Source organism: Halocynthiibacter sp. C4 (genome assembly GCF_028823805.1).
Classification (GTDB): Bacteria; Pseudomonadota; Alphaproteobacteria; order Rhodobacterales; family Rhodobacteraceae; genus Falsihalocynthiibacter; species Falsihalocynthiibacter halioticoli.
In genome coordinates this window covers 1,002,214-1,021,132 of record NZ_JAPEIE010000002.1, presented here as the reverse complement: position 1 = coordinate 1,021,132, position 18,919 = coordinate 1,002,214, and the positions used below count along the sequence as shown (strand labels likewise).

At 54.6% G+C, this 18,919-nt stretch carries 19 protein-coding genes; 8 read left to right on the top strand and 11 right to left on the bottom strand.

Translation table 11 applies throughout. The features are described 5' to 3' along the window. Positions 1–159, top strand: a complete 159-nt coding sequence (gene ccoS / locus OU789_RS12185; RefSeq protein ID WP_263952195.1) for a cbb3-type cytochrome oxidase assembly protein CcoS — start codon at positions 1–3, stop codon at positions 157–159. A 75-nt stretch (positions 160–234) separates the two neighbouring features. On the opposite strand, the gene OU789_RS12180 is transcribed toward ccoS, so the two are convergent. Next, positions 235–1,755 carry a D-alanyl-D-alanine carboxypeptidase family protein gene (locus OU789_RS12180; protein ID WP_394358466.1) on the bottom strand — a complete coding sequence of 507 codons (1,521 nt, stop codon included), beginning with the start codon at positions 1,753–1,755 and terminating at the stop codon, positions 235–237. 367 nt (positions 1,756–2,122) lie between these two features. Here OU789_RS12180 and clpS point away from each other — a divergent pair, with 367 nt between their 5' ends. Genes clpS through hemF form a run of 4 tightly spaced genes read left to right on the top strand, consistent with a single transcriptional unit; the run spans position 2,123 to position 5,270 of the window. Continuing rightward, positions 2,123–2,467, top strand: coding sequence for an ATP-dependent Clp protease adapter ClpS (gene clpS / locus OU789_RS12175; protein WP_263952196.1), 345 nt, complete (start codon positions 2,123–2,125; stop codon positions 2,465–2,467). A gap of 16 nt (positions 2,468–2,483) precedes the next feature. Then, positions 2,484–3,485 carry a class I SAM-dependent methyltransferase gene (locus OU789_RS12170; protein WP_274655838.1) on the top strand — a complete coding sequence of 334 codons (1,002 nt, stop codon included), beginning with the start codon at positions 2,484–2,486 and terminating at the stop codon, positions 3,483–3,485. Between the two features lie 51 nt (positions 3,486–3,536). Next, the gene (locus OU789_RS12165; protein ID WP_263952200.1) at positions 3,537–4,343 is read left to right on the top strand and encodes an SDR family NAD(P)-dependent oxidoreductase; all 807 of its coding nucleotides are present in this window, start codon (positions 3,537–3,539) and stop codon (positions 4,341–4,343) included. Positions 4,344–4,379: 36 nt separating this feature from the next. Further along, complete coding sequence (gene hemF, locus OU789_RS12160; RefSeq protein WP_274655837.1) at positions 4,380–5,270, top strand: oxygen-dependent coproporphyrinogen oxidase; 891 nt, start codon at positions 4,380–4,382, stop codon at positions 5,268–5,270. Here hemF and hemE read toward each other — a convergent pair. Then, a complete protein-coding gene (gene hemE, locus OU789_RS12155) occupies positions 5,267–6,298 on the bottom strand; it encodes a uroporphyrinogen decarboxylase (protein ID WP_274655836.1) in 1,032 nt (343 codons plus the stop codon). The genes hemF and hemE overlap by 4 nt on opposite strands. A gap of 115 nt (positions 6,299–6,413) precedes the next feature. On the opposite strand from hemE, the gene hemC reads away from it, so the two are divergent. Further along, the gene (hemC, locus tag OU789_RS12150; RefSeq protein ID WP_274655835.1) at positions 6,414–7,361 is read left to right on the top strand and encodes a hydroxymethylbilane synthase; all 948 of its coding nucleotides are present in this window, start codon (positions 6,414–6,416) and stop codon (positions 7,359–7,361) included. Here the strand turns inward: hemC and OU789_RS12145 are convergent. Continuing rightward, entirely contained in the window at positions 7,358–8,764 is a 1,407-nt protein-coding gene (locus OU789_RS12145; RefSeq protein ID WP_274655834.1) for an FAD-binding oxidoreductase, read from the bottom strand. The genes hemC and OU789_RS12145 overlap by 4 nt on opposite strands. A 162-nt stretch (positions 8,765–8,926) precedes the next feature. Here OU789_RS12145 and OU789_RS12140 point away from each other — a divergent pair, with 162 nt between their 5' ends. Next, positions 8,927–9,595: a GntR family transcriptional regulator gene (locus tag OU789_RS12140; protein WP_274655833.1), complete on the top strand. Its 669-nt coding sequence runs from the start codon at positions 8,927–8,929 to the stop codon at positions 9,593–9,595. A gap of 34 nt (positions 9,596–9,629) precedes the next feature. On the opposite strand, the gene OU789_RS12135 is transcribed toward OU789_RS12140, so the two are convergent. The 4 genes from OU789_RS12135 to OU789_RS12120 all read right to left on the bottom strand — a co-directional run bounded on the left by OU789_RS12135 (position 9,630) and on the right by OU789_RS12120 (position 13,365). Further along, complete coding sequence (locus OU789_RS12135; RefSeq protein ID WP_274655832.1) at positions 9,630–11,087, bottom strand: TRAP transporter large permease; 1,458 nt, start codon at positions 11,085–11,087, stop codon at positions 9,630–9,632. Next, on the bottom strand, positions 11,087–11,650 hold the full coding sequence (locus tag OU789_RS12130) for a TRAP transporter small permease subunit (RefSeq protein WP_263952208.1): 564 nt from the start codon (positions 11,648–11,650) through the stop codon (positions 11,087–11,089). The genes OU789_RS12135 and OU789_RS12130 overlap by 1 nt, the downstream gene beginning before the upstream one ends. 121 nt (positions 11,651–11,771) lie before the next feature. Beyond that, on the bottom strand, positions 11,772–12,800 hold the full coding sequence (locus OU789_RS12125) for a TRAP transporter substrate-binding protein (protein WP_263952209.1): 1,029 nt from the start codon (positions 12,798–12,800) through the stop codon (positions 11,772–11,774). A 151-nt stretch (positions 12,801–12,951) separates the two neighbouring features. Next, on the bottom strand, positions 12,952–13,365 hold the full coding sequence (locus OU789_RS12120; protein WP_274655831.1) for an Hpt domain-containing protein: 414 nt from the start codon (positions 13,363–13,365) through the stop codon (positions 12,952–12,954). Positions 13,366–13,613: 248 nt separating this feature from the next. Here OU789_RS12120 and OU789_RS12115 point away from each other — a divergent pair, with 248 nt between their 5' ends. Continuing rightward, on the top strand, positions 13,614–14,240 hold the full coding sequence (locus tag OU789_RS12115) for a response regulator (RefSeq protein ID WP_274655830.1): 627 nt from the start codon (positions 13,614–13,616) through the stop codon (positions 14,238–14,240). Here the strand turns inward: OU789_RS12115 and urtE are convergent. The 4 genes from urtE to urtB are packed head-to-tail and all read right to left on the bottom strand — an operon-like array spanning position 14,237 to position 18,859. Then, complete coding sequence (gene urtE, locus OU789_RS12110) at positions 14,237–14,932, bottom strand: urea ABC transporter ATP-binding subunit UrtE (protein WP_263952212.1); 696 nt, start codon at positions 14,930–14,932, stop codon at positions 14,237–14,239. The two genes, OU789_RS12115 and urtE, sit on opposite strands and share 4 nt — an antisense overlap. Position 14,933: 1 nt before the next feature. After that, positions 14,934–15,674, bottom strand: coding sequence for an urea ABC transporter ATP-binding protein UrtD (gene urtD, locus OU789_RS12105; RefSeq protein ID WP_274655829.1), 741 nt, complete (start codon positions 15,672–15,674; stop codon positions 14,934–14,936). Then, the gene (gene urtC, locus OU789_RS12100; RefSeq protein WP_263952214.1) at positions 15,671–16,903 is read right to left on the bottom strand and encodes an urea ABC transporter permease subunit UrtC; all 1,233 of its coding nucleotides are present in this window, start codon (positions 16,901–16,903) and stop codon (positions 15,671–15,673) included. The genes urtD and urtC overlap by 4 nt, the downstream gene beginning before the upstream one ends. A gap of 3 nt (positions 16,904–16,906) precedes the next feature. Beyond that, complete coding sequence (urtB, locus tag OU789_RS12095; protein WP_446719176.1) at positions 16,907–18,859, bottom strand: urea ABC transporter permease subunit UrtB; 1,953 nt, start codon at positions 18,857–18,859, stop codon at positions 16,907–16,909. Positions 18,860–18,919: the final 60 nt, after the last annotated feature.

Here is an 18,919-nt window from a genome sequence, read left to right as displayed (position 1 = left end):
ATGGAAATTCTCGCCTACCTCATCCCGATCTCGCTTGGCCTTGGAGGTCTTGGGCTTGCGGCGTTCTTTTGGGCGCTGAAGCACGGGCAGTTTGATGATCCGAAAGGCGATGGTGCGCGTTTTCTCAACGATGATTGGGACGACGATCCGCGCCCCTAAGCATCCGTAAGACAGCGTTAAATGAAAACGGCACCCCGTGAGGTGCCGTTGCTCATAAGTCTTAAACGTTTAGGTTCAGGAAGGTGAAATCACCGAACACTCAGTGTTGCGCGCAGCGAGGCGACGACAGGCAAGCTCGGCTGCCTCGCGGGACATGCCCGTGAAATTGGCTTCAAAACCTTTGCTTGTTTTCACTGCCTTGCGATCCGTTCCGTCAAGAGTTGCCAATTCGCGCAGTGCAGTTTTCAACAACGCACGTTCGGCGGCATAGCGCGACGCATAGTTGCCTACATTCACACCCCAGAACTTTTCTGACGTGTTAGAGATTTTGGTTACGATTACGGGCGTGTCGTCAATCTCGTGCACTTCGGGCGTTACAGCCGCGAGAAGGAGAGTTTCCTTGATGGCTTCTTTCTCGTCAGGGCGTACAGCTGGCGGCAGAATCTCGGCGATTTGGGACGCTTCGATAGTTTCTGCTTTGGTGACTTCCGGGCGCGGCTCTGGTGTTACGACTGCGGTGCTGCCGTCGGCAACGACAATTGCTTCCTGAAGCGCATCCTGAATCGTTGTTTTAAGACTTGCTGCTGCGGACTCTGACGGCGGTTCAACCTCAAGATTGGCAGCAATCGCGAGCGTTGGCCGGGGGAGGGGGCGCATACTCTTTGAAACGGCAGTCACCAAACGAATGGTTTTGCCGGTTGCGCCTTCGGCAACTTTGGTGCCCGCATTACCCACATAAGCAGGAGGGCGAGGCTTCCGAACCGCTGCGCGTGTTGGCGCGCGTTTGAACCCCATATCGAGAAGCTCGGCAACGCGCTTGTTCCGAGCCGCTGTGGAGCTGCCGCCGAACATAGTTGCGATGATGCGCTCTTCTCCGCGTTGAGCGGAGGACACAAGGTTGAAGCCTGCAGCGCGCGTGTATCCTGTTTTGATTCCGTCGGCGCCGCGATAGGCGGCAAGGAAACGGCGGTTCGTGTTGTAGACAGCCTTGATCCCAGCGTCGGTCGAGCGGCGGGAGAACAGGTTGTAGTACTCGGGGTAGTCATAAAAGAGATGACGCCCAAGTGTTGTCATGTCTCGCGCGGTCGAGAGGTGGCCGGATTCAGTAAGTCCGTGCGCGTTCTTGAACGTAGTTCGCGACATACCCAAGGCTTTGGCGGTGCGATTCATCCGTCGAGCAAACGCTGCCTCGCTGCCTGATACCGCCTCGCCAAGGGCAGTCGCCGCGTCGTTTGCCGATTTAACGGCAGCGGCGCGTATGAGATACCGAAGGGCAATACGTTGCCCTGCCCGCAGACCCAGCTTGGAAGGGGGTTCTGCAGCGGCTTTTTTCGAAATTCGGATTTTCTGATCAAGGTCCAATTCACCGTGCTTAACGGCTTCAAAAACGATGTAGAGCGTCATCATTTTGGTCAATGACGCGGGATGCAATCGAGTGTCGGCATTTCGCGAATGCAGAACCTCACCGGTTCGTGCATCCATGACCATCGCCGCGTAAGGCGCGGCCAAAGCCGGAATTGTACCGATCAGGGTGGCGCACAAGAATGCCGCCACCAATACTGTGTTTTGGACGAACTGCCCGAGCCGTGTTCGCACGTCGGCCTCGCTATTTTAACTGCCTCTTGCCGCCGATTTTTCGGCTGACATTTTTTGTAATTGCAAGAATCGTAACACACGGGATTCACTTGGAGAAACTCTTTTTTCAGAACAGTTGAATCGCTGGTGAAAATTTGTAACAGACTTGATTTAGTGGCGCTTTGCCGCTCAACCGCTACATGTGTCCCTGCTGGTGGGGTGAATGCCGAATATTCGGGAAATAGGCGGAATTTTGCGGGCGTTGCTCTAGAAAAAAGGTTGATATTTTATTCAATTTTGGTCGAGCAAACCGCGCCTCCCCCTTTTCACCAGCGGTAGAGGCTCTATATAATCTGCCTACACGTGAATTGGATTGCCTAAAACGTCGATGGAATTTTTTACCACATATATGATGGCCGACGACGACGCACCCGAAGATGGTGACGCCGGAGTTCTGACAAAAACAGTTCAGAAGACCGCTCGGCCTCCGATGTATAAAGTACTGTTGCTGAATGATGATTACACGCCGATGGAGTTTGTGATCTATATTCTGGAGCGGTTCTTTGGCGTGTCTTCGTCGTTGGCGTATGAAATCATGCTGACGGTCCACAAAAAGGGAATTGCTGTGGTCGGAGTGTTTTCCCACGAGGTGGCGGAAACCAAGGTTGCGCAAGTAATGGACGCTGCGCGCCAGAATCAACATCCGCTGCAATGCACGATGGAAAAGGAATAGGGGCGCGGCCCCCGTTATGCAAAATCAACGTATCACATTGAGCCTTGAGGGGGGCGGGTTGTCCCTTCCCGAAGAGGGGCAGATTCTCGTTTTCAACGCAACGCCCGAGAGCGATCTCGATAGCTTGCCCAAGGAACGTGTTGTTGCGGTTCAGGGTTTTAAGCCGGATTATGATGCCTTGGCGGGCGCTGGATATTCAGTTGTTACCGCACCTGAGGGAACCTATGCGATGGCGATTGTGTTTCTTCCTCGTGCCAAGGCGGAAGCGCGTGCGATGATCGAGGCCGCGACGCGGTTTTGCCCAGATGGCCTCGTTGTCGTCGATGGCCAGAAAACAGATGGAATTGACGGTATCTATAAGGCTTGTCGCAAGGTTGCCGACTGTTCGTCTGCGTTTTCAAAATCCCATGGCAAAACCTTTTGGTTTCCCGCCGTGCGCGCCTTCGAAGATTGGGCAGCTCCGCAAGATCCCACCGAAGTTGCGCCAGGCTTTGTTACGCGTCCCGGCGTGTTTTCTGCGGATGGCATTGATCCGGGCTCCAAAATTCTGGCTGATCTATTGCCGGAAAAACTGGGTGCTGATGTAGCCGATTTTGGCGCGGGTTGGGGCTGGCTCTCCGCTCAGGTTTTGACCAGAGAGAGTGTGAAATCGCTGCACCTGGTTGAGGCCGATCATGCCGCATTGGAATGCGTGCGTGAAAATATCGCTGATCCACGCGCCGAATTCCATTGGGCCGACGTAACGCGTTACAAAAGCCTGCCGGCGTTTGACACGGTCGTAATGAACCCGCCGTTTCATACCAGCCGAGCTGCGGATCCCGCGATTGGGAAGGCCTTTCTCGCCGCTGCCGCGCGTTTCCTGAAACCGCGTGGGCACCTTTGGGTGGTGGCCAATCGGCACCTGCCATACGAAGCTGACCTGAATGAACTTTATCGCAATGTCGAAGAAGTCGGCGGTGATAATCGGTTCAAGGTTTTCCACGCCAGCCAACCCGCGCAGAAAACTCGCAACATCTGATAATTCTGCTAGTCTCCACCGAGAATCGGGACCGAACCAAGAGGCGCCAATATGTCATTTTCGATTGCCGGAAAAACAGCCATCGTTACCGGAGCAGCCAATGGCATTGGCCTCGCGGTTGCCCGCCATTTCGAGCAAGCCGGCGCGAACGTTATGTTCGCTGATGTTGATGATGAGGCGCTTGAGGCCGAGCTTGGCGATTTGCCGGATGATGGCCCGGTGCGTTTTTTCGCCGGAGATTTGCGAAAGAAGCTGACGATTGCCAATTTGCTTTCGGCCACAATCGATGCATTCGAGACGATCGACATTCTCGTCAACGGTAGCCGCCAAACGATGGTGTCATCGCCGCTAAATCCGTTGGATGACGGCGTAAGCAAGCTCCTCGAACAGAACCTGATGACCTCGCTTCGCCTGAGCCAAGCTGTAGCAAAGCGCATGATTAAACAGGCTAAAGAAAGCGGACAGGAAGAAGGTTGCATCGGGTCGATCATCAACATGTCGTCGATCTCTGCGCAGCGCATTCATCCTGAATTGCTTGCCCATTCGATCAGTTCAGCCGCGGTAGACCAGATGACACGCGGACTTGCTGTAGCCCTCGCGCCGGAGCGTATTCGGGTCAATTCCGTCGCTTTCGGTAGTGTCATGAGCGCAAGCCTTAAAAAGACACTTAGGGAAGATACCGAGCTTCGCGACGATATCATCGCCCACACGCCGCTCGACCGGATCGCAAGTGCAGCCGAGATCGCCGAGACATTCCAGTTTTTGGCCAGCGATGCGGCGGAATTTATGACCGGCCAGATCGTAACGCTTGATGGGGGGCGCTCGCTCCTCGATCCTGTGACCTCATTCGCACATTAAACGGCGGGGTTTTCCCGCGTTCTGAGGAGTTTCGTTATGGACATGATGACCGAAGAAAAACGCCGTGCGGCAACGTGGTTCCGCTCCTTGCGAGATGAGATTTGCGCCGCTTTTGAGCAGTTGGAAGAGACGCAGGAAACCGGCCCATTTGCTGGGAATCCAGCTGGAAAGTTCGAGCTTCGCGAAACGAAACGCACAGCGGATGACGGCTCTGATGCGGGTGGTGGCCTGATGTCTGTTATGCGCGGTGGCCGTGTATTCGAAAAGGTTGGCGTAAATATTTCCGAGGTTTACGGCGAACTTGGCGAGCGCGCGCAAGCGGCCATGGCCGCGCGAAAAGGATTTCCTGAAATGAAATCCGATCCACGGTTCTGGGCGTCGGGAATTAGCCTTGTTGCGCATATGCAAAACCCGCATACGCCCGCCGTTCACATGAACACGCGCATGTTCTGGACGCCACATGGCTGGTGGTTCGGGGGCGGTTCAGACCTGAATCCATGTATCGAATATGGCGAGGATACCGCGAGTTTTCACGCCGCTCAGAAAGAGCATTGCGACCGTCACGATCCCGCTTACTACCCGCGCTTTAAAGAATGGGCGGACGAATATTTCTATATCCCGCATCGCAAACGAGCACGCGGCGTTGGCGGTATCTTCCTTGATGATCACAATACTGGTGATTGGGAGGCGGATTTTGCCTTCATCCAAGATGTTGGCCGCGCGTTTCTCGCGGCTTTCTTGCCCGTCACTGAGCGCCGCCGCAATACGCCTTGGACAGAGGCAGACAAAGACGCGCAGCTTGTGCATCGCGGCCTCTATGCGGAGTACAATCTCGTTTATGACCGCGGAACGAAATTCGGCCTCGAAACCGGACATGATCCCGAGGCCGTATTGATGAGTCTGCCGCCGCTGGCGAAATGGGTTTAGCCGCGCAACGCCTTTAGCATCACATCGACATTTGCGGGGTCCGCATCTGGAGTGATCCCGTGGCCGAGGTTAAAGATATGCGGCCCGTTTCCGAGCGCCTCTTTGATGCGTTTTGTCTCTGAAATCAGTTTGTCGCCGCCCTCGACCATAAGCTTTGGGTCAAGATTGCCCTGAACGCAGCTATCCGGCTGTAGCACTTTGGCCGCCCATTCCAGATCAACCTTCGTATCAATTGCCAAACATTGCGCGCCGACGGCTTTGGCGAACCCTTCGTATGCTGGCCCTGCTTCACGCGGGAATGCGATGATCGGCACGTTAGGGTGGCGTGCATTTAGTGCCTGAATGATCTTTTTGGCAGGGAGCAGAGCGAAATCGTGAAAGTCCTGCCCTTTGAGCGATCCAGCCCAGCTGTCAAAAATCTTAACGACCTCGGCACCCGCTTCGATCTGTTTTGCGAGATATTCGATGGTTCCGTCTGTGATGAGGTCGATCAGCTGCTGAAACGTTGCGCGGTCGGTGTCTTTGAGCGCGTGAGCTGGCCCCTGATCTGGCGTGCCACGCCCAGCGATCATGTAGGTTGCAACGGTCCATGGCGCCCCTGCGAAACCAATAAGCGTGGTTTCTTTGGGTAGTTCGGACTTGAGGATTTTCAGCGTTTCATAGATCGGAGAAAGGGTTTCGTGGATGGCTTCCACACTGCCCAATGCGTTGAAATCACTTTGGTTTTTTATGGTAGAAAGCCGTGGGCCTTCTCCCGTAACGAACCAAACTTTCGCGCCGAGCGCTTGGGGCAGTAGAAGGATATCGGCAAAGAGGATCGCGGCATCAAACCCATATCGGCGAATGGGCTGAAGCGTGACTTCGGCGGCAAGTTCGGGGTTGTAGCAAAGCGACAGGAAATCGCCAGCTTCGGCCCGAGTGGCGCGATATTCAGGCAGGTAACGCCCCGCTTGGCGCATCATCCAAACCGGTGGTACGTCTTGTATTTCGCCAGCCAATGCCCGAAGCAGCTTCTTTTGTTCCGCCATGTTTCGCCCTTCCATCAAATCTCTGCAGTCACCTTTCGCGTTGCGGCTCTGATGTCAAGGTGTGCGGCGAATCTGACCTATTGTCAGGCGGATATGCCGCGCGTAAACACAGGGCATGACACATGCACTCCCTTCTCCCGACGCCCCCCTTAAAATCGGCACGCGTGGTTCGCCTTTGGCTCTTGCACAAGCGCATGAAACACGTGCGCGCTTGATGGCGGCACATGATCTTCCTGAAGAGGCCTTTGAGGTCATTGTGATTAAAACCACCGGTGATCGAGTACAGGATCGCGCGCTGCGTGAAATTGGCGGCAAGGGATTGTTTACGAAAGAGATCGAAGAGGCGCTGCTGTCGGGCGGGATTGATATCGCGGTTCACTCGATGAAAGATATGCCAGTGGAACAGCCGGATGGGCTGGCTCTCACGACCTATCTTCCCCGCGAAGACGTGCGCGATGCGTTCATTTCACCGGAGTTCAACGGATTGGCTGACTTGCCAAAAGGCGCCGTTGTTGGCACGTCCAGCTTGCGCCGACATGCGCAGCTCAAACAGGTGCGCCCTGACCTTGAGGTTGTTGAGTTTCGTGGCAATGTGCAAACGCGTTTGCGCAAGTTGTCTGAAGGCGTCGCAACGTGTACGTTTTTGGCGATGGCGGGCATCAACCGTTTGAAAATGAACGATGTTCCTGCAACGCCAATTGATGTGAATGATATGCTCCCCGCTGTTGCACAGGGGGCAATTGGCATCGAACAACGGCAGGATGACAGCGCAGTCTCCGAGCTTCTTCAGCCCATTCATGACGCGCCAACAGGCCAACGCCTCGCCGCAGAGCGAGCATTTTTGGCCGAGCTTGACGGGTCGTGTGAAACCCCGATTGCTGGGCTTGCAGAACTTGATGGTGCGAATATCCGTCTTCGTGGTGAGATTATCCGCCCCGATGGAAGCGAGAGTATTTCCGGCGAGATCTCTGGCCCAATAGAGGACGGCGTATCTCTTGGCCGTACCTTGGCCAAACAGTTGCGCGAACAAGCGCCCGCTGATTTCTTTGATTGGCAAACTTAGGGAAGCAGCTTCCCCGGGTTCATGATGTTCTGCGGATCAAGCGCTTGTTTGATCGCGCGCATGGTTGCAAGAGCGACCGGATTCTTGCGCCGCGACATAGAAGCAAGCTTGGATGCACCAATGCCATGTTCGGCAGAGAAAGCCCCGCCAAGTTCCTGCACAACATCCTCTACGGCTTCGGTGATCGCGTCATGGCTGACATGCGCGCTTTCGCTTGGCCACACGGTATAGTGAACGTTCCCGTCCCCCAGATGGGCCACGGGTAAGGCATCAAAGGCGGGATCAAGCGCGGCCATCCGCACCTCGATTCGTTCAAGGAATGCGGCAACCTTATCAAGTGGCACCGAGATGTCGTGGTTTACAAATGGCTGCTTGTGAAAGGCTAATTCGGCCGCTTGCTCTCGCCGCTCCCACATTTCGCGCCGTTGGGCCTCATTCTGGGCAACAGCCGCGTCAAGGATTGCGCCATTTTCGATCATCTCGCCAAGGATCGTTTCAACCATCGCGACAATTGGGATTTCACCGGTTTCATCCGGCTTCGTATCGCGCGGGGCGGTGGCGCCCACTTCGAGCATGATGTTGACTGGATAGGTGGTTTTAAAGGGCGGACGGGCCTGTGGAAACAGCTCTGCGTGGAGGTCCATGTAACGGGCCGGCATGTATTCAAATGCCTCAACAGCGCCGCCAGTCTCTTTTTGGATTTTGTTCAAAAGCTCAAGGGCAATGGATAGGTCGGGCAAGGCAACCATGGCTGTTGCGAATGCGGACGGTGTTGGTGTGAGTTTCAGTGTCGCGGCGGTAATTATACCGAGCGTGCCTTCGGCCCCGATGAACAAATCCTTGAGGTCATAGCCGGAGTTATCTTTGTGAAGTTCCGTCAGAAGATCCATGATCTCGCCTGATGGCAATACGACCTCTAGCCCAAGGCAGAGTGCACGCGTATTGCCGTACCTGACCACGTTGGAACCGCCCGCATTCGTGGCCAGATTTCCGCCGATTGTGGCCGAACCTCGCGCCCCGAACATGAGCGGGAAGCTTAGCCCGTGTTCGGAGACGGCGTCATGCAAATTGGCCAGAATGACGCCCGCTTCAACTTCGGCAAGGCGGGCTTCAGTGTTGATTTTGCGCACGCGATTTAACCGCTCAAGCGAGAGCAGAACCGCACCTTCAGAGTAGGTCGCACCGGTGAGGCCAGTGTTGCCGCCAATCGGGATCAACGGCGTTTTGGTTTTCGCCGCAATTTTGACGATCTCGCTCACCTGTTCTGTTGTGTTTGGTCGTACAACACAAAGCGCATCGCCCTTGTATTTGTTTGTAAAATCAACGGAATACCGCAATGTGTCTTGTCCGGTTAGAACATGGTTCTCGCCGACGATTGATTTAAAGAGCGGCAGTAATTCCATTGCGGTTAGTCCTTTTTGGTTTGCGGCGGATTGTTACGTAAAAATATCGTGATGACCAGTGTTTGAAGGCCATTAATTCGCTTGCCAGAGGCTGGTGTCTTTTTGCTGGATCAGGCATAATGCATACATTGGAAACTTATCTATGCGAGCAGGAAAGACTCTGTGTCTGAAATCAAGCAAACACGCGTAACTGATGCCTATAACCGGCTTAAGGAAGAGATTCTGACAAACCGGATGCCGTCTGGATTTCAAGCGCCTGAACCAGAGATTGCCGAGCTTCTTGGCATGAGCCGTACGCCTGTTCGCGAGGCGCTCATAAAACTTGAAGCAGAGGGGCTTGTTCAGCTTATTCCGCGCCGTGGCGCACGGGTTCTTCCCGTATCCACCGAGGACATGGCCGAGATTTACGAAATCCTAACCGCGCTTGAGCCCGAAGCGGCGGCAGCACTTGCGCGTCGACGCCCTGGCAAAGACGAGCTTGCCGGAATGGAAGCCGCGACACAGGAGATGGAAACTGCGCTTGAAACGGGTGATCTTGAAGCGTGGGCAGATGCAGATGACCGTTTCCATCGGTTGTTGCTTGAACTTCACGGAAACAAGCGGATGCTCGCGATGGTTTCGCTCTTGTTTGATCAGGCCCACCGCGCGCGGATGGTAACTTTGCGGCTGCGCGAAATTCCCAAAAACTCCACACAGGTTCATCGTGACATCCTCGAAAAAATTGCCGAGGGCGATGATGTTGGCGTAGCGGAGCTCTTTCGCGAGCATCGCAAAGATGCTGCGCGTGAGCTTCTTGATATTCTGAAAAAGTTTCGCCTGCCGCGTCTTTAAACACGGCAGGCTTTCTCCTCTTTAGGTCCCCATCCTAGTCGAGGAGTACGCGTGGCAGCCACAGCGCAATTTCGGGGAAGCGCATCACCAAAGCCAGACCCGTCAGCTGCAACAGGACGAATGGGATGATTCCCGCGTAGATTTCCTGAATTTTGACTGATTTCGGCGCGACCGCTTTGAGATAAAACAAAGCGAAGCCAAACGGCGGCGTCAGGAAGCTGGTTTGCAGGTTTACCGCGAGGAGAATTGCGAACCAGTAGGTCATTTCGAATTTGCTCACGTGATCGCCAAAATCCATTTGGGCGATGATCGGGGCAAATACGGGCAGCACGATCAGCGTGATTTCAATCCAGTCAAAGAAGAAGCCCAGAATGAACACGATCCCCATAATCAGGAACAGCAGCCCCCATGCACCAAGTCCGAGCGAGTTGACAAGGTCGATCACAAGATGATCGCCACCGAGCGCGCGGAATACATAAGAGAACAGCGTTGCACCGATGAATATCCCAAAGATCATCGCATTGGTCAGAGCAGTACTTTCCACAACCGTGGCGACTGTTTTGTAATAGGATTTTAGCTCTGCCCAGAACGAACGTTTTGGGGCTTCGAAAACATGGTCCGTTGGTTCGAGAGAAAACTCCTGAACCCCCACAGATGGCAGGACAACAAGGTTGATGAACCCGAGGAGCAATGCCCCAAACGCGCCAACCCCTGCCGCTTCCGTTGGCGTGGCAAAGCCGCCGAGGATCGAGCCAAGAACCATACCGATCAAAATAACGGGCGGAACAAAACTGCGGATCACCATCCAGAACACGCCCCAACCCGTTTGGGGCCCGAGCATACCGTCAAGACGCGGCGCGAGCTTTGGATTCATCCAACACCGCACGACGATATAGATCACATAGAAACTTGCGAGCATGAGGCCGGGGAAGACCGCGGCCACGAACAGGTTTCCAACCGAACGCGACAGAAGATCAGCCATAATCACCAGCATAATCGACGGCGGGATCAGGATGCCTAGCGTACCCGAAGCGGCGATTGTGCCAGTCGCGAGGGAGTGGTCGTATTTGCGTTCAATCATAACCGGCAGTGCAAGCAGAGACATCATGATGACGCTGGCGCCGATGATGCCGGTTGTCGCCGCAAGGATCGTCCCCATCAATGTCACCGCAAGCGCGAGCCCGCCCGGAACGCGCCGCAACAACACTTGAAGGCAATTCAAGAGATCACGTGCGATACCCGATTTTTCAAGCATGGTTCCCATGAAAATAAACATGGGGATCGCCGTGAGGATCAGGTTGGTCATGATGCCGCCGAATATCCGGTTGGGCAAAAGCATGAAGCGAACAAAGGCGAACTCGCCTACGAGGATGCCGATAAAGCCGAAGGCCAAACCGACACCGCCAAGAATGAATGCCACTGGGAAGCCCGTAAAAAGCAAAACCCCAAGAGCAACGAACATGAAAATAGGAAGTAAATCGACAAGTACCATTAGTGGCCGCCTCCAAGAAGATTGGCTTCTTCATCGGGCGTGAGTGCGCCGCGGAGGCCTGCGAATGATTTGATGAGTTGCGAGATTGAGGCCAGCGCCAAAAGGATAAACAGGACCAGAAGACCAGCCTTGAGGATCCACAGGTTTGAGAGCCCCGTTTGAGAATCCGATATCTCTCCGGACAGAAAGGAGCGCGTCATATAGGGCCACGCGATCCAAACGCCGACCGCCGTATAGGGGAGCAAGAAACACAGGTTGCCGAGGATTTCGATGCGGTATTTGGTTTTGTTTGAAAAGCCGTCGCGCAGTAGGTCAATGCGCACATGGGCGTTGCGCGTGTAGGCCCAGCCAACGCAAAACACGATAAGGAAGCTATGCAGCCAGTATTCGGACTCCTGAAGCATTGTCGATGTGAAGCCGAAGAATTTGGGAACACCGAAATAGCGAGTTACGACGTCGTAGCAGACAACAAAGACAAGAACTGCGCCAAGCCATCCCCCTACTGTTGCAAAAAACTTGAGTATTCGATCAATTGATCTACTGACGGCGAGAAGACCCTGCATGGCGATATTCCTGTTGTTTCGAGGCGATCTTGATGTCGACTGGATGGTTTGGGTGTGTTTCCACACTTCAAAGGCCCAACCGTAAAACTACGGCCGGGCCAATGATTTTCTTCGGTCTAGATTAGTCTAGGTAGCCGAGGTCATTCCAAGCTGCGTATTCTGCGCGGAATGCTTGCAGGCTGTCCCAGGCTTTCTGGAAGTCAGGGTTTGCAGCCGCTTCTTCGGCAACCACTTCATCCCAAGTTGCTTGAAGAGTCTCGAGAATTGCAGGATCCCACTGGTGGATTGTCACACCGTGGCCCTCGATCTCCGCAAGTGCTTTGCCTTGAATCGCTTCGCCTTCGGCAAGCTGTGTCGCGACGTTGGCGCGGCAAGCCGTCTGGATGATACCACGCTGTTGATCTGTCATGCCTTCCCATTTCGCGAGCGAGATCAGAAGCTCTTGGTTGGTGGACTGCTGGTGCCAGCCCGGGAAGTAGTAGTGTTTCGCGATGTTATAGAAACCGAGGTTCAAATCGATCGCAGGCATGGAGAATTCCGTGGCATCAATTGTGCCCCGCTCAAGGGCCGGATAGATATCGCCACCCGCCAGAAGCTGTGTGTCGACGCCAAGTTTCTGCATTACCTTCGCACCAAGGCCGAAGAAGCGCATCTTGAGACCCTGAAGGTCCTCTACGCTGTTGATTTCTTTGCGGAACCAACCAGACGCTTCCGGCGCGATGATGCCGCAAACTTGTCCGTGAATGCCATTGGCGTGATAAACTTCATTCATTAGATCTTCGCCGCCGCCGTACCACATCCAAGCGAGGTACTCACCGGCAGCTGGTCCAAACGGAACCGCAGCAAAAAGGTTCAGAGCTGAGTTTTTGGAACCCCAGTAACCTGAAACCGACCAGCCCGCGTCGACGGCGCCAGATGAAACAGCGTCAAAGATTTCGAGCGGCGGAACAAGCGCGTTGGGCTCGAAGAACTCGACCTCGACCTCGCCGCCAGAGATGAGATTCACAGTGTCCTGGAAGCGCACGCCAGCCTGACCCAGCTGGATCAAAGAGCCGGGGAAAGTCGATGGCATGTTCAGTTTTACGCCGTCAGCCGAGGCGGCAGACCCAAGCATTAAGGCAGCCGTTGCTGCCGTTACGATAGTTTTCATTATTATTCCTCCCTGTTGGTTGCCGTAATTTCTTGGAATCACGGGCACACAAAGAATGTATGCATTAAAAAATCCACAGTCAAATATACAATTGCATTTAGGACATTTGAATGGACGTCACGGGAGCGAAATGATGGTGTTGAACGAAGGATTAGTTTGCAGAGTTAGAGGCTGCAGCGCGAAACTCTACAGAAGAGATTTGCATTAGGCCTCTGAGAAGTGCGGCCAATTCGACGAAGCAAACCGCGCCCCGCGAATGAAAGTTTTGCTCTAGTGCCAACACTATCGCGCGGAGGCGTCGCAACCCGAAAGTCGCGGCCGCGCCAGATGCCTGATGTAGATCGCTGCGCATGGGGGTCAGTTCGTTTAGGTGGAGTACGTTTTCTAAGCGAGTGCTGAGTGCTTCGATTTCGCTCGTGAATTCGCTCACGAGGAACACCGCACGCTTTTCTCCAAGAAGCTCCACAAACTGCGCCACGACAAGCGCGTCAAGCACTGGAAGGTGAGTAGCTTCAGCAATGGCAGCTTCCAGCGTGGCATGCGCAGCCTGGTGCTTTGGGTCCATCCGAAGCCTCTGTTCCTGTGTTAATCGCGCGATAGGATGCAGCGTGAGGCATTTCTATTTCGTTAAGTAGGAGCGGCTCATTGGTATAGGGCAACGACGCGAAACAGAGCGCTCTCATGCGCACGATATGCCTATTAGCTTTCTGTTAAATCCTTTGGCCCACAATAGTGCAAGGTAAGCTCTACGTTCGGGTAAAACAGCTCTTCGTTTGGGCGCAGGTTGTGCCAAATGGTCATAATGGAAATGCGATGTCACACGGTGAAAGACTGAAATTTCTGGTTGCAGATGACCATGATCTCGTGCGTGAAGCCATCGGCTCTTTCATCGAGTCCGAGGGGGATGTTGATGTCGTTTTGGCCGCCGATCTGAGTGATACGCTTGCGTTGATCAAAGAGAGCGGGCCTTTTGACCTTGTCCTTCTTGACTACAACATGCCTGGAATGCACGGGCTTGAAGGGCTGAAAAACGCGCTTGCCGCAAACCAGCAGAAACCGGTGGCGATCCTGTCAGGCTCAGCCACTAAAGCAATTGCAGAAGAGGCGATTGAAAAAGGGGCCGCTGGGTTTGTTCCAAAGACGCTTGGATCGAAATCAATGGTGATGGCAGCAAAATTCATGGCCAGCGGAGAGGTGTTTGCCCCTTTCAATTTCATGCAAAACCAGAGCGATCCGGAGGCAGGGTACGCATATCTCACGCGGCGCGAGCATCAAGTCCTGAAGGGCATCGCCGCAGGGAAATCTAATAAGGAAATAGCCCGTGATTTTGATCTACAAGAAGTCACCGTAAAGCTGCACGTCAAAACCTTGAGCCGAAAGCTCGACGCGCGCAATCGTACGCACGCCGCAATGATCGGTAGGGATCGCGAGTTGATTTAGACCGAGACAGATTTCATCAGTTCAGATTTTTTCAGCTCTTTCTTTGAGCCAGCCAGAGAAACCGAACCACGTGTCAGAACGCAAAAGTCGTCTGCGAGGTCATAGGCAAAGCTGAAGTACTGCTCGACGAGGATGATCGCCATGTCACCCTGATCACGCAGGAATTCAATGACGCGACCAATTTGCTGAATGATGTTGGGCTGAATGCCTTCAGTCGGCTCGTCCAGCAACAGAAGCTTAGGCTTGGTGATAAGCGCGCGTGCGATCGCAAGCTGTTGCTGCTGTCCGCCGGAAAGGTCGCCGCCGCGCCGCCCTTCCATCTCTTTAAGAACGGGGAACAGCTCGAAAATGTAATCCGGAACGTGATGCTCTGATTTTGGCAAGCAGGCATAGCCAGTCTCGAGGTTTTCTCGCACTGTCATCAGTGGGAAAACATCGCGCCCCTGAGGAACATACGCAACGCCTTTATGCGCTAGGACATTCGCAGGTGGTTTGCCAAGCTCCTCGCCATTGAGGCGGTAGGTGCCGCTGGTGCGCTGATGAGTGCCGGAAATGGCCTTGAGCAGGCTTGTTTTCCCGACGCCATTCGTCCCCATCACGCAGGTGACTTTTCCAACGTCCGCTGTGAGGTCGATCCCATAGAGGATTTGCGATCCGGAGTAATGCAGGGTGAGGTCTTTGATTTCCAGCATGTTATCGTCCCAGATATACGTCGATGACGTCTTGGTTTGCAGTCACGTGGTCAAGGCTGCCTTCGGCCAAAACCGATCCTTCGTGTAGTACGGTGACTTTGCAATTTAGCCGCCGTACGAACTCCATGTCGTGTTCAACAACAACGACGGCACGGGTTTTGGCGGCTTCCTTAAGGATATCGGTTGTCTGTTCACGTTCGGCGAGCGTCATACCGGCGGCAGGTTCGTCTACGAGGAGCAGGCGCGGCTCCTGAGCGAGGAGCATACCGATTTCGAGCCACTGTTTCTGCCCGTGGGAAAGCTCGCCAGAGGTGCGGTGAATTTGCGCGGTTAGCCCGATCTGTTCCGCCAGTTCTTCAACACGTTCGGTATCGCGCTTTGACTTGCGATAGAACAATACCGACCAAGGCTTGCGATCCTTTTTTAGCGCCATGAGCAGGTTGTCAAATACGCTCTGGTCTTCGAACACGGTGGGGCGCTGGAACTTTCGCCCTACGCCTGCTTGGGCGATTTTGGCTTCCGACATCCGTAGGAGGGAGACGGATTTCTCACCAAACAGAACGCGGCCCTCATCTGGGCGGGTTTTGCCGGTTACGATATCCATAAAGGTCGTTTTGCCAGCACCGTTGGGCCCGATCACGGCGCGCAATTCGGCATCCGCAATCTGAAAGGAAAGGTTATTGATGGCGCGGAACCCGTCAAAGGTTACGGAAACGCCGGATACTTCAAGAAGTGTGCTCATTCGTCAGCCTCCTTCTCACGCAGGGAGCCCATATCGGGGCCGAGGTCTGCGCCGTGGCGGTTTGGGGCATGCCGCCCAGTGTAGAGATCGAATAGTCCACCAATACCGCGTGGGGCAAAGAGTGTGACTGCAACAAAGGAGAAGCCAAGCAACACGAGCCACCAATCGACCCATTGGATTGTATAGAAGCCAAGCGGGATGTCAGGCGCTTGCCCGCCCGTGAACCATGTCGACAGAAGCGAAACCAGTGCCGCGCCGATCACGGCGCCATAGAGTCGCCCGCGACCGCCGATAGCCACCCAAACCGCGAGGTAGATGGACGCGATTGGCGCCATTTCACCAGGGTTGATGATACCGGCCTGTGGGTAATAGAGCGCGCCAGCAATGGCGGCGATCACAGCGGTCAATGTAAAGACGAAGAGTTTGTACCCCTCAACCGAATACCCAAGGAAGCGTACGCGCGCTTCATCATCGCGGATGCCGCGGATTACGCTGCCAAACTTACCCGAAACTACCCAAGCGGCGAGCATATACCCAAGGCCGAGTGCCAGTGCCGAGGCCCAGAAGAACCAAAGCGATACGGTGCTTTGCGGAACATCGTCGAGACCGGGAAGGTTTTGCAAACCCGAGAGTCCGTTGTTGCCGCGCAGCCCGCTTTCGTTCTGGAAGAGGTAGAGCGAAAGCGCCAGTGTCATGGCTTGCGTGAGGATCGAAAGGTAAACACCTGTTACGCGGCTGCGGAAGGCGAGCCAGCCAAAGACAAGCGCGAGTAGGCCAGGAACAAGTACGACGAAAGCGAGTTGGATCGTAAGGCTGTCGGCGAAACTCCAGATCAACGGGATATCGCTGCCGCCGACCACGCCGAAGATCTGGTTGCCGATAGCATCCGAGATTTCTTGGGCAGTCGGTGGAATTTCCGCCTCCGCCAACGAATTCGCCACGATTAACTCGGTACGGGCATACATCAGCCACATCCCGATCATATATCCGCCAAGCCCGAAGAAAGCGAAGTGGCCCAGAGACAAGATCCCGCAGTAGCCCCAAACAAGGTCCATCGCGATGGCGATCAGACAGAGGCACAGCGTTTTGCCGAGGGTTTTCACGAAGCTGGTCGAGATCACGCCAGCGCCAAACCCGTCGGCCAGAACCGAAACTGTAAGCGTAAAGAGCGCGAGGCAAGCGATGAAAATCAAGACCGAAGGGTTACGGGCAAAAAAGCTCTTGTTCATGGCTTAATCTCCTGCCGCGCGGCCTTTGAGGGCAATGATGCCTTTGGGCCGGAATTGGATGAATATGATGATAAAGACGATCATGTAGGTTTGAGCGGCAAGCGTATTGGATGGGTTCATCCACTCGATGCCTTTTTGCAATCCGCCGATCATCGCGGCGCCCGCAAGCGTTCCCCAGATGTTGCCGACACCGCCAACGACGACCGTCATGAAGCTTTGTACGATATAGTCGGAACCAAGTTCGGAGGTCACTTTGGCGAAGAGGCCGATGGCAACGCCAGCGATCCCCGCGATGCCCGAGCCAAGCCCGAAGGTGAGCATGTTGATGCGATCAGGATTGATCCCCATCGAAGATGCCATGCGCGGGTTTTGCGTTACAGCGCGGACTTCGAGGCCAAGGCGCGTCCGCTTCATGATAAAGAGGAACAGCACGAGGAACACCAGTGCGAGCACGAAAATCGCGATGCGAATATAGCTGATCGAGACGACATCGTTGAATGTCAGAGCGCCGTCGAGCCACGCAGGAGACGTCAGCGGGCGGGCCTGCGTGCCGAAGATGTTCTTGGCAAGTTGTTGCAGCGCGACAGAGATACCGAACGTTGCCAGAAGTGTCTCAAGCGGACGGTTGTAAAGGAAGCGGATCACAAGCCGCTCCATCGCCACACCGGCAGCAAAGGTCACAGCAAAGGCTGCGGGCAGGGCCACGATGATCGACAACGTATAATCGGGAATGATTTGTTGAACCACATAGCCGGTATAGGCGCCCATCATGATGAATTCGCCATGGGCCATGTTGATCACACCCATAACGCCGAATGTGATGGCAAGCCCGATTGCCGCAAGGAAATAGATCGATGCGAGCGACAAGCCATCAAGTCCGAGGTCAATGGCTTGGCTCATTCCCACCTTGAGTTCGATAGAGTCGAGCGTGTCTTGCGCAGCGTCGGTGATCCGGCTGTCGGCGATATCATAGACTTCGAAATACTTATGAGCCGCGACAAGTGCCCGTTGCTCCGCAGCTGTAATAGCGGGCGGGACGATGCCGTTTTCTGCGAGGGTATTGTAAGCCCTAAGGCGCGTTTCTTCGTTTGAGAGTTGCGCAGTTGGGATACCTGAAACAGAGCCTTGATCGATGTTTGCGGCTAGCGCATTGCGGATGTCGTCGCTGCTTGGCACAGGTTGAGCAAGGCCGGAATTCACAAGAAGCGCGTAAGCTTCGTTTTGGCTGAAATCATCGTCACCAGGCTCAAGTTCGCGCGCAATGTTGCCTTCGGCCTCACCAAGTACAGCGATCCGCTTTGTGGCGAGGAGCGGATTTAGTGCTGCACGGGCATCTACACCAAGGTCGCCCTTAAGCGATTGGATGGCGGCAATACGCGCTTCGGGGTCAGTTTCGTATTGGACCGAAAGGAGCCGTTCTAGGCGAATCTTCTCGGCTTTAATCTGCGGATCAGGCTCGCCATCAATTGCACCACGTAGAGCGGGAAGATGGCTTGCATTTGGGTCTCGTCCAATTGCGACCAAAGCTTCGCGGCGTTTCTCGATGTCCGCATCAAGAAGTTGGAATTGAACAAGCGCTGCGCCGATCAATCCGCGCACACCAGAGTTTGGCTTGATCTGTTTCAGTTCTTTCTTGTCTGCTTGACCCTCTGCAGCGCCAGTCACCACGTCAAAGAGGTTGTAGGTTGAGCCGCTGTCTTTCTCGGCGGTAAAGAATGCTTTGTCCGCCTTCCGTTGCCAAAGTTCCTTGGCTTGCCAGGTTTCGAGAATTTTCTGGGCCTCAGGAAGACCGGAGTCCCGAAGGGCGGCGATTGCGGGCTCTATCGTTTTGCGAGAGCCCTTAGCGATAGCGGCCTCATGGGTATTCAGGATGTCCTGAATTGTCTCTGCTTGCGACGATTTTGGGGAAATAGTCATGAGCAGGGCCACGAAGAGTGCGAGAAAGATATTTTTCATGACAGCCTGGCTGGAATTTGGGGCAAAGAAGGGGGCAAGTTTCTGCCCCCTTCGTTCATA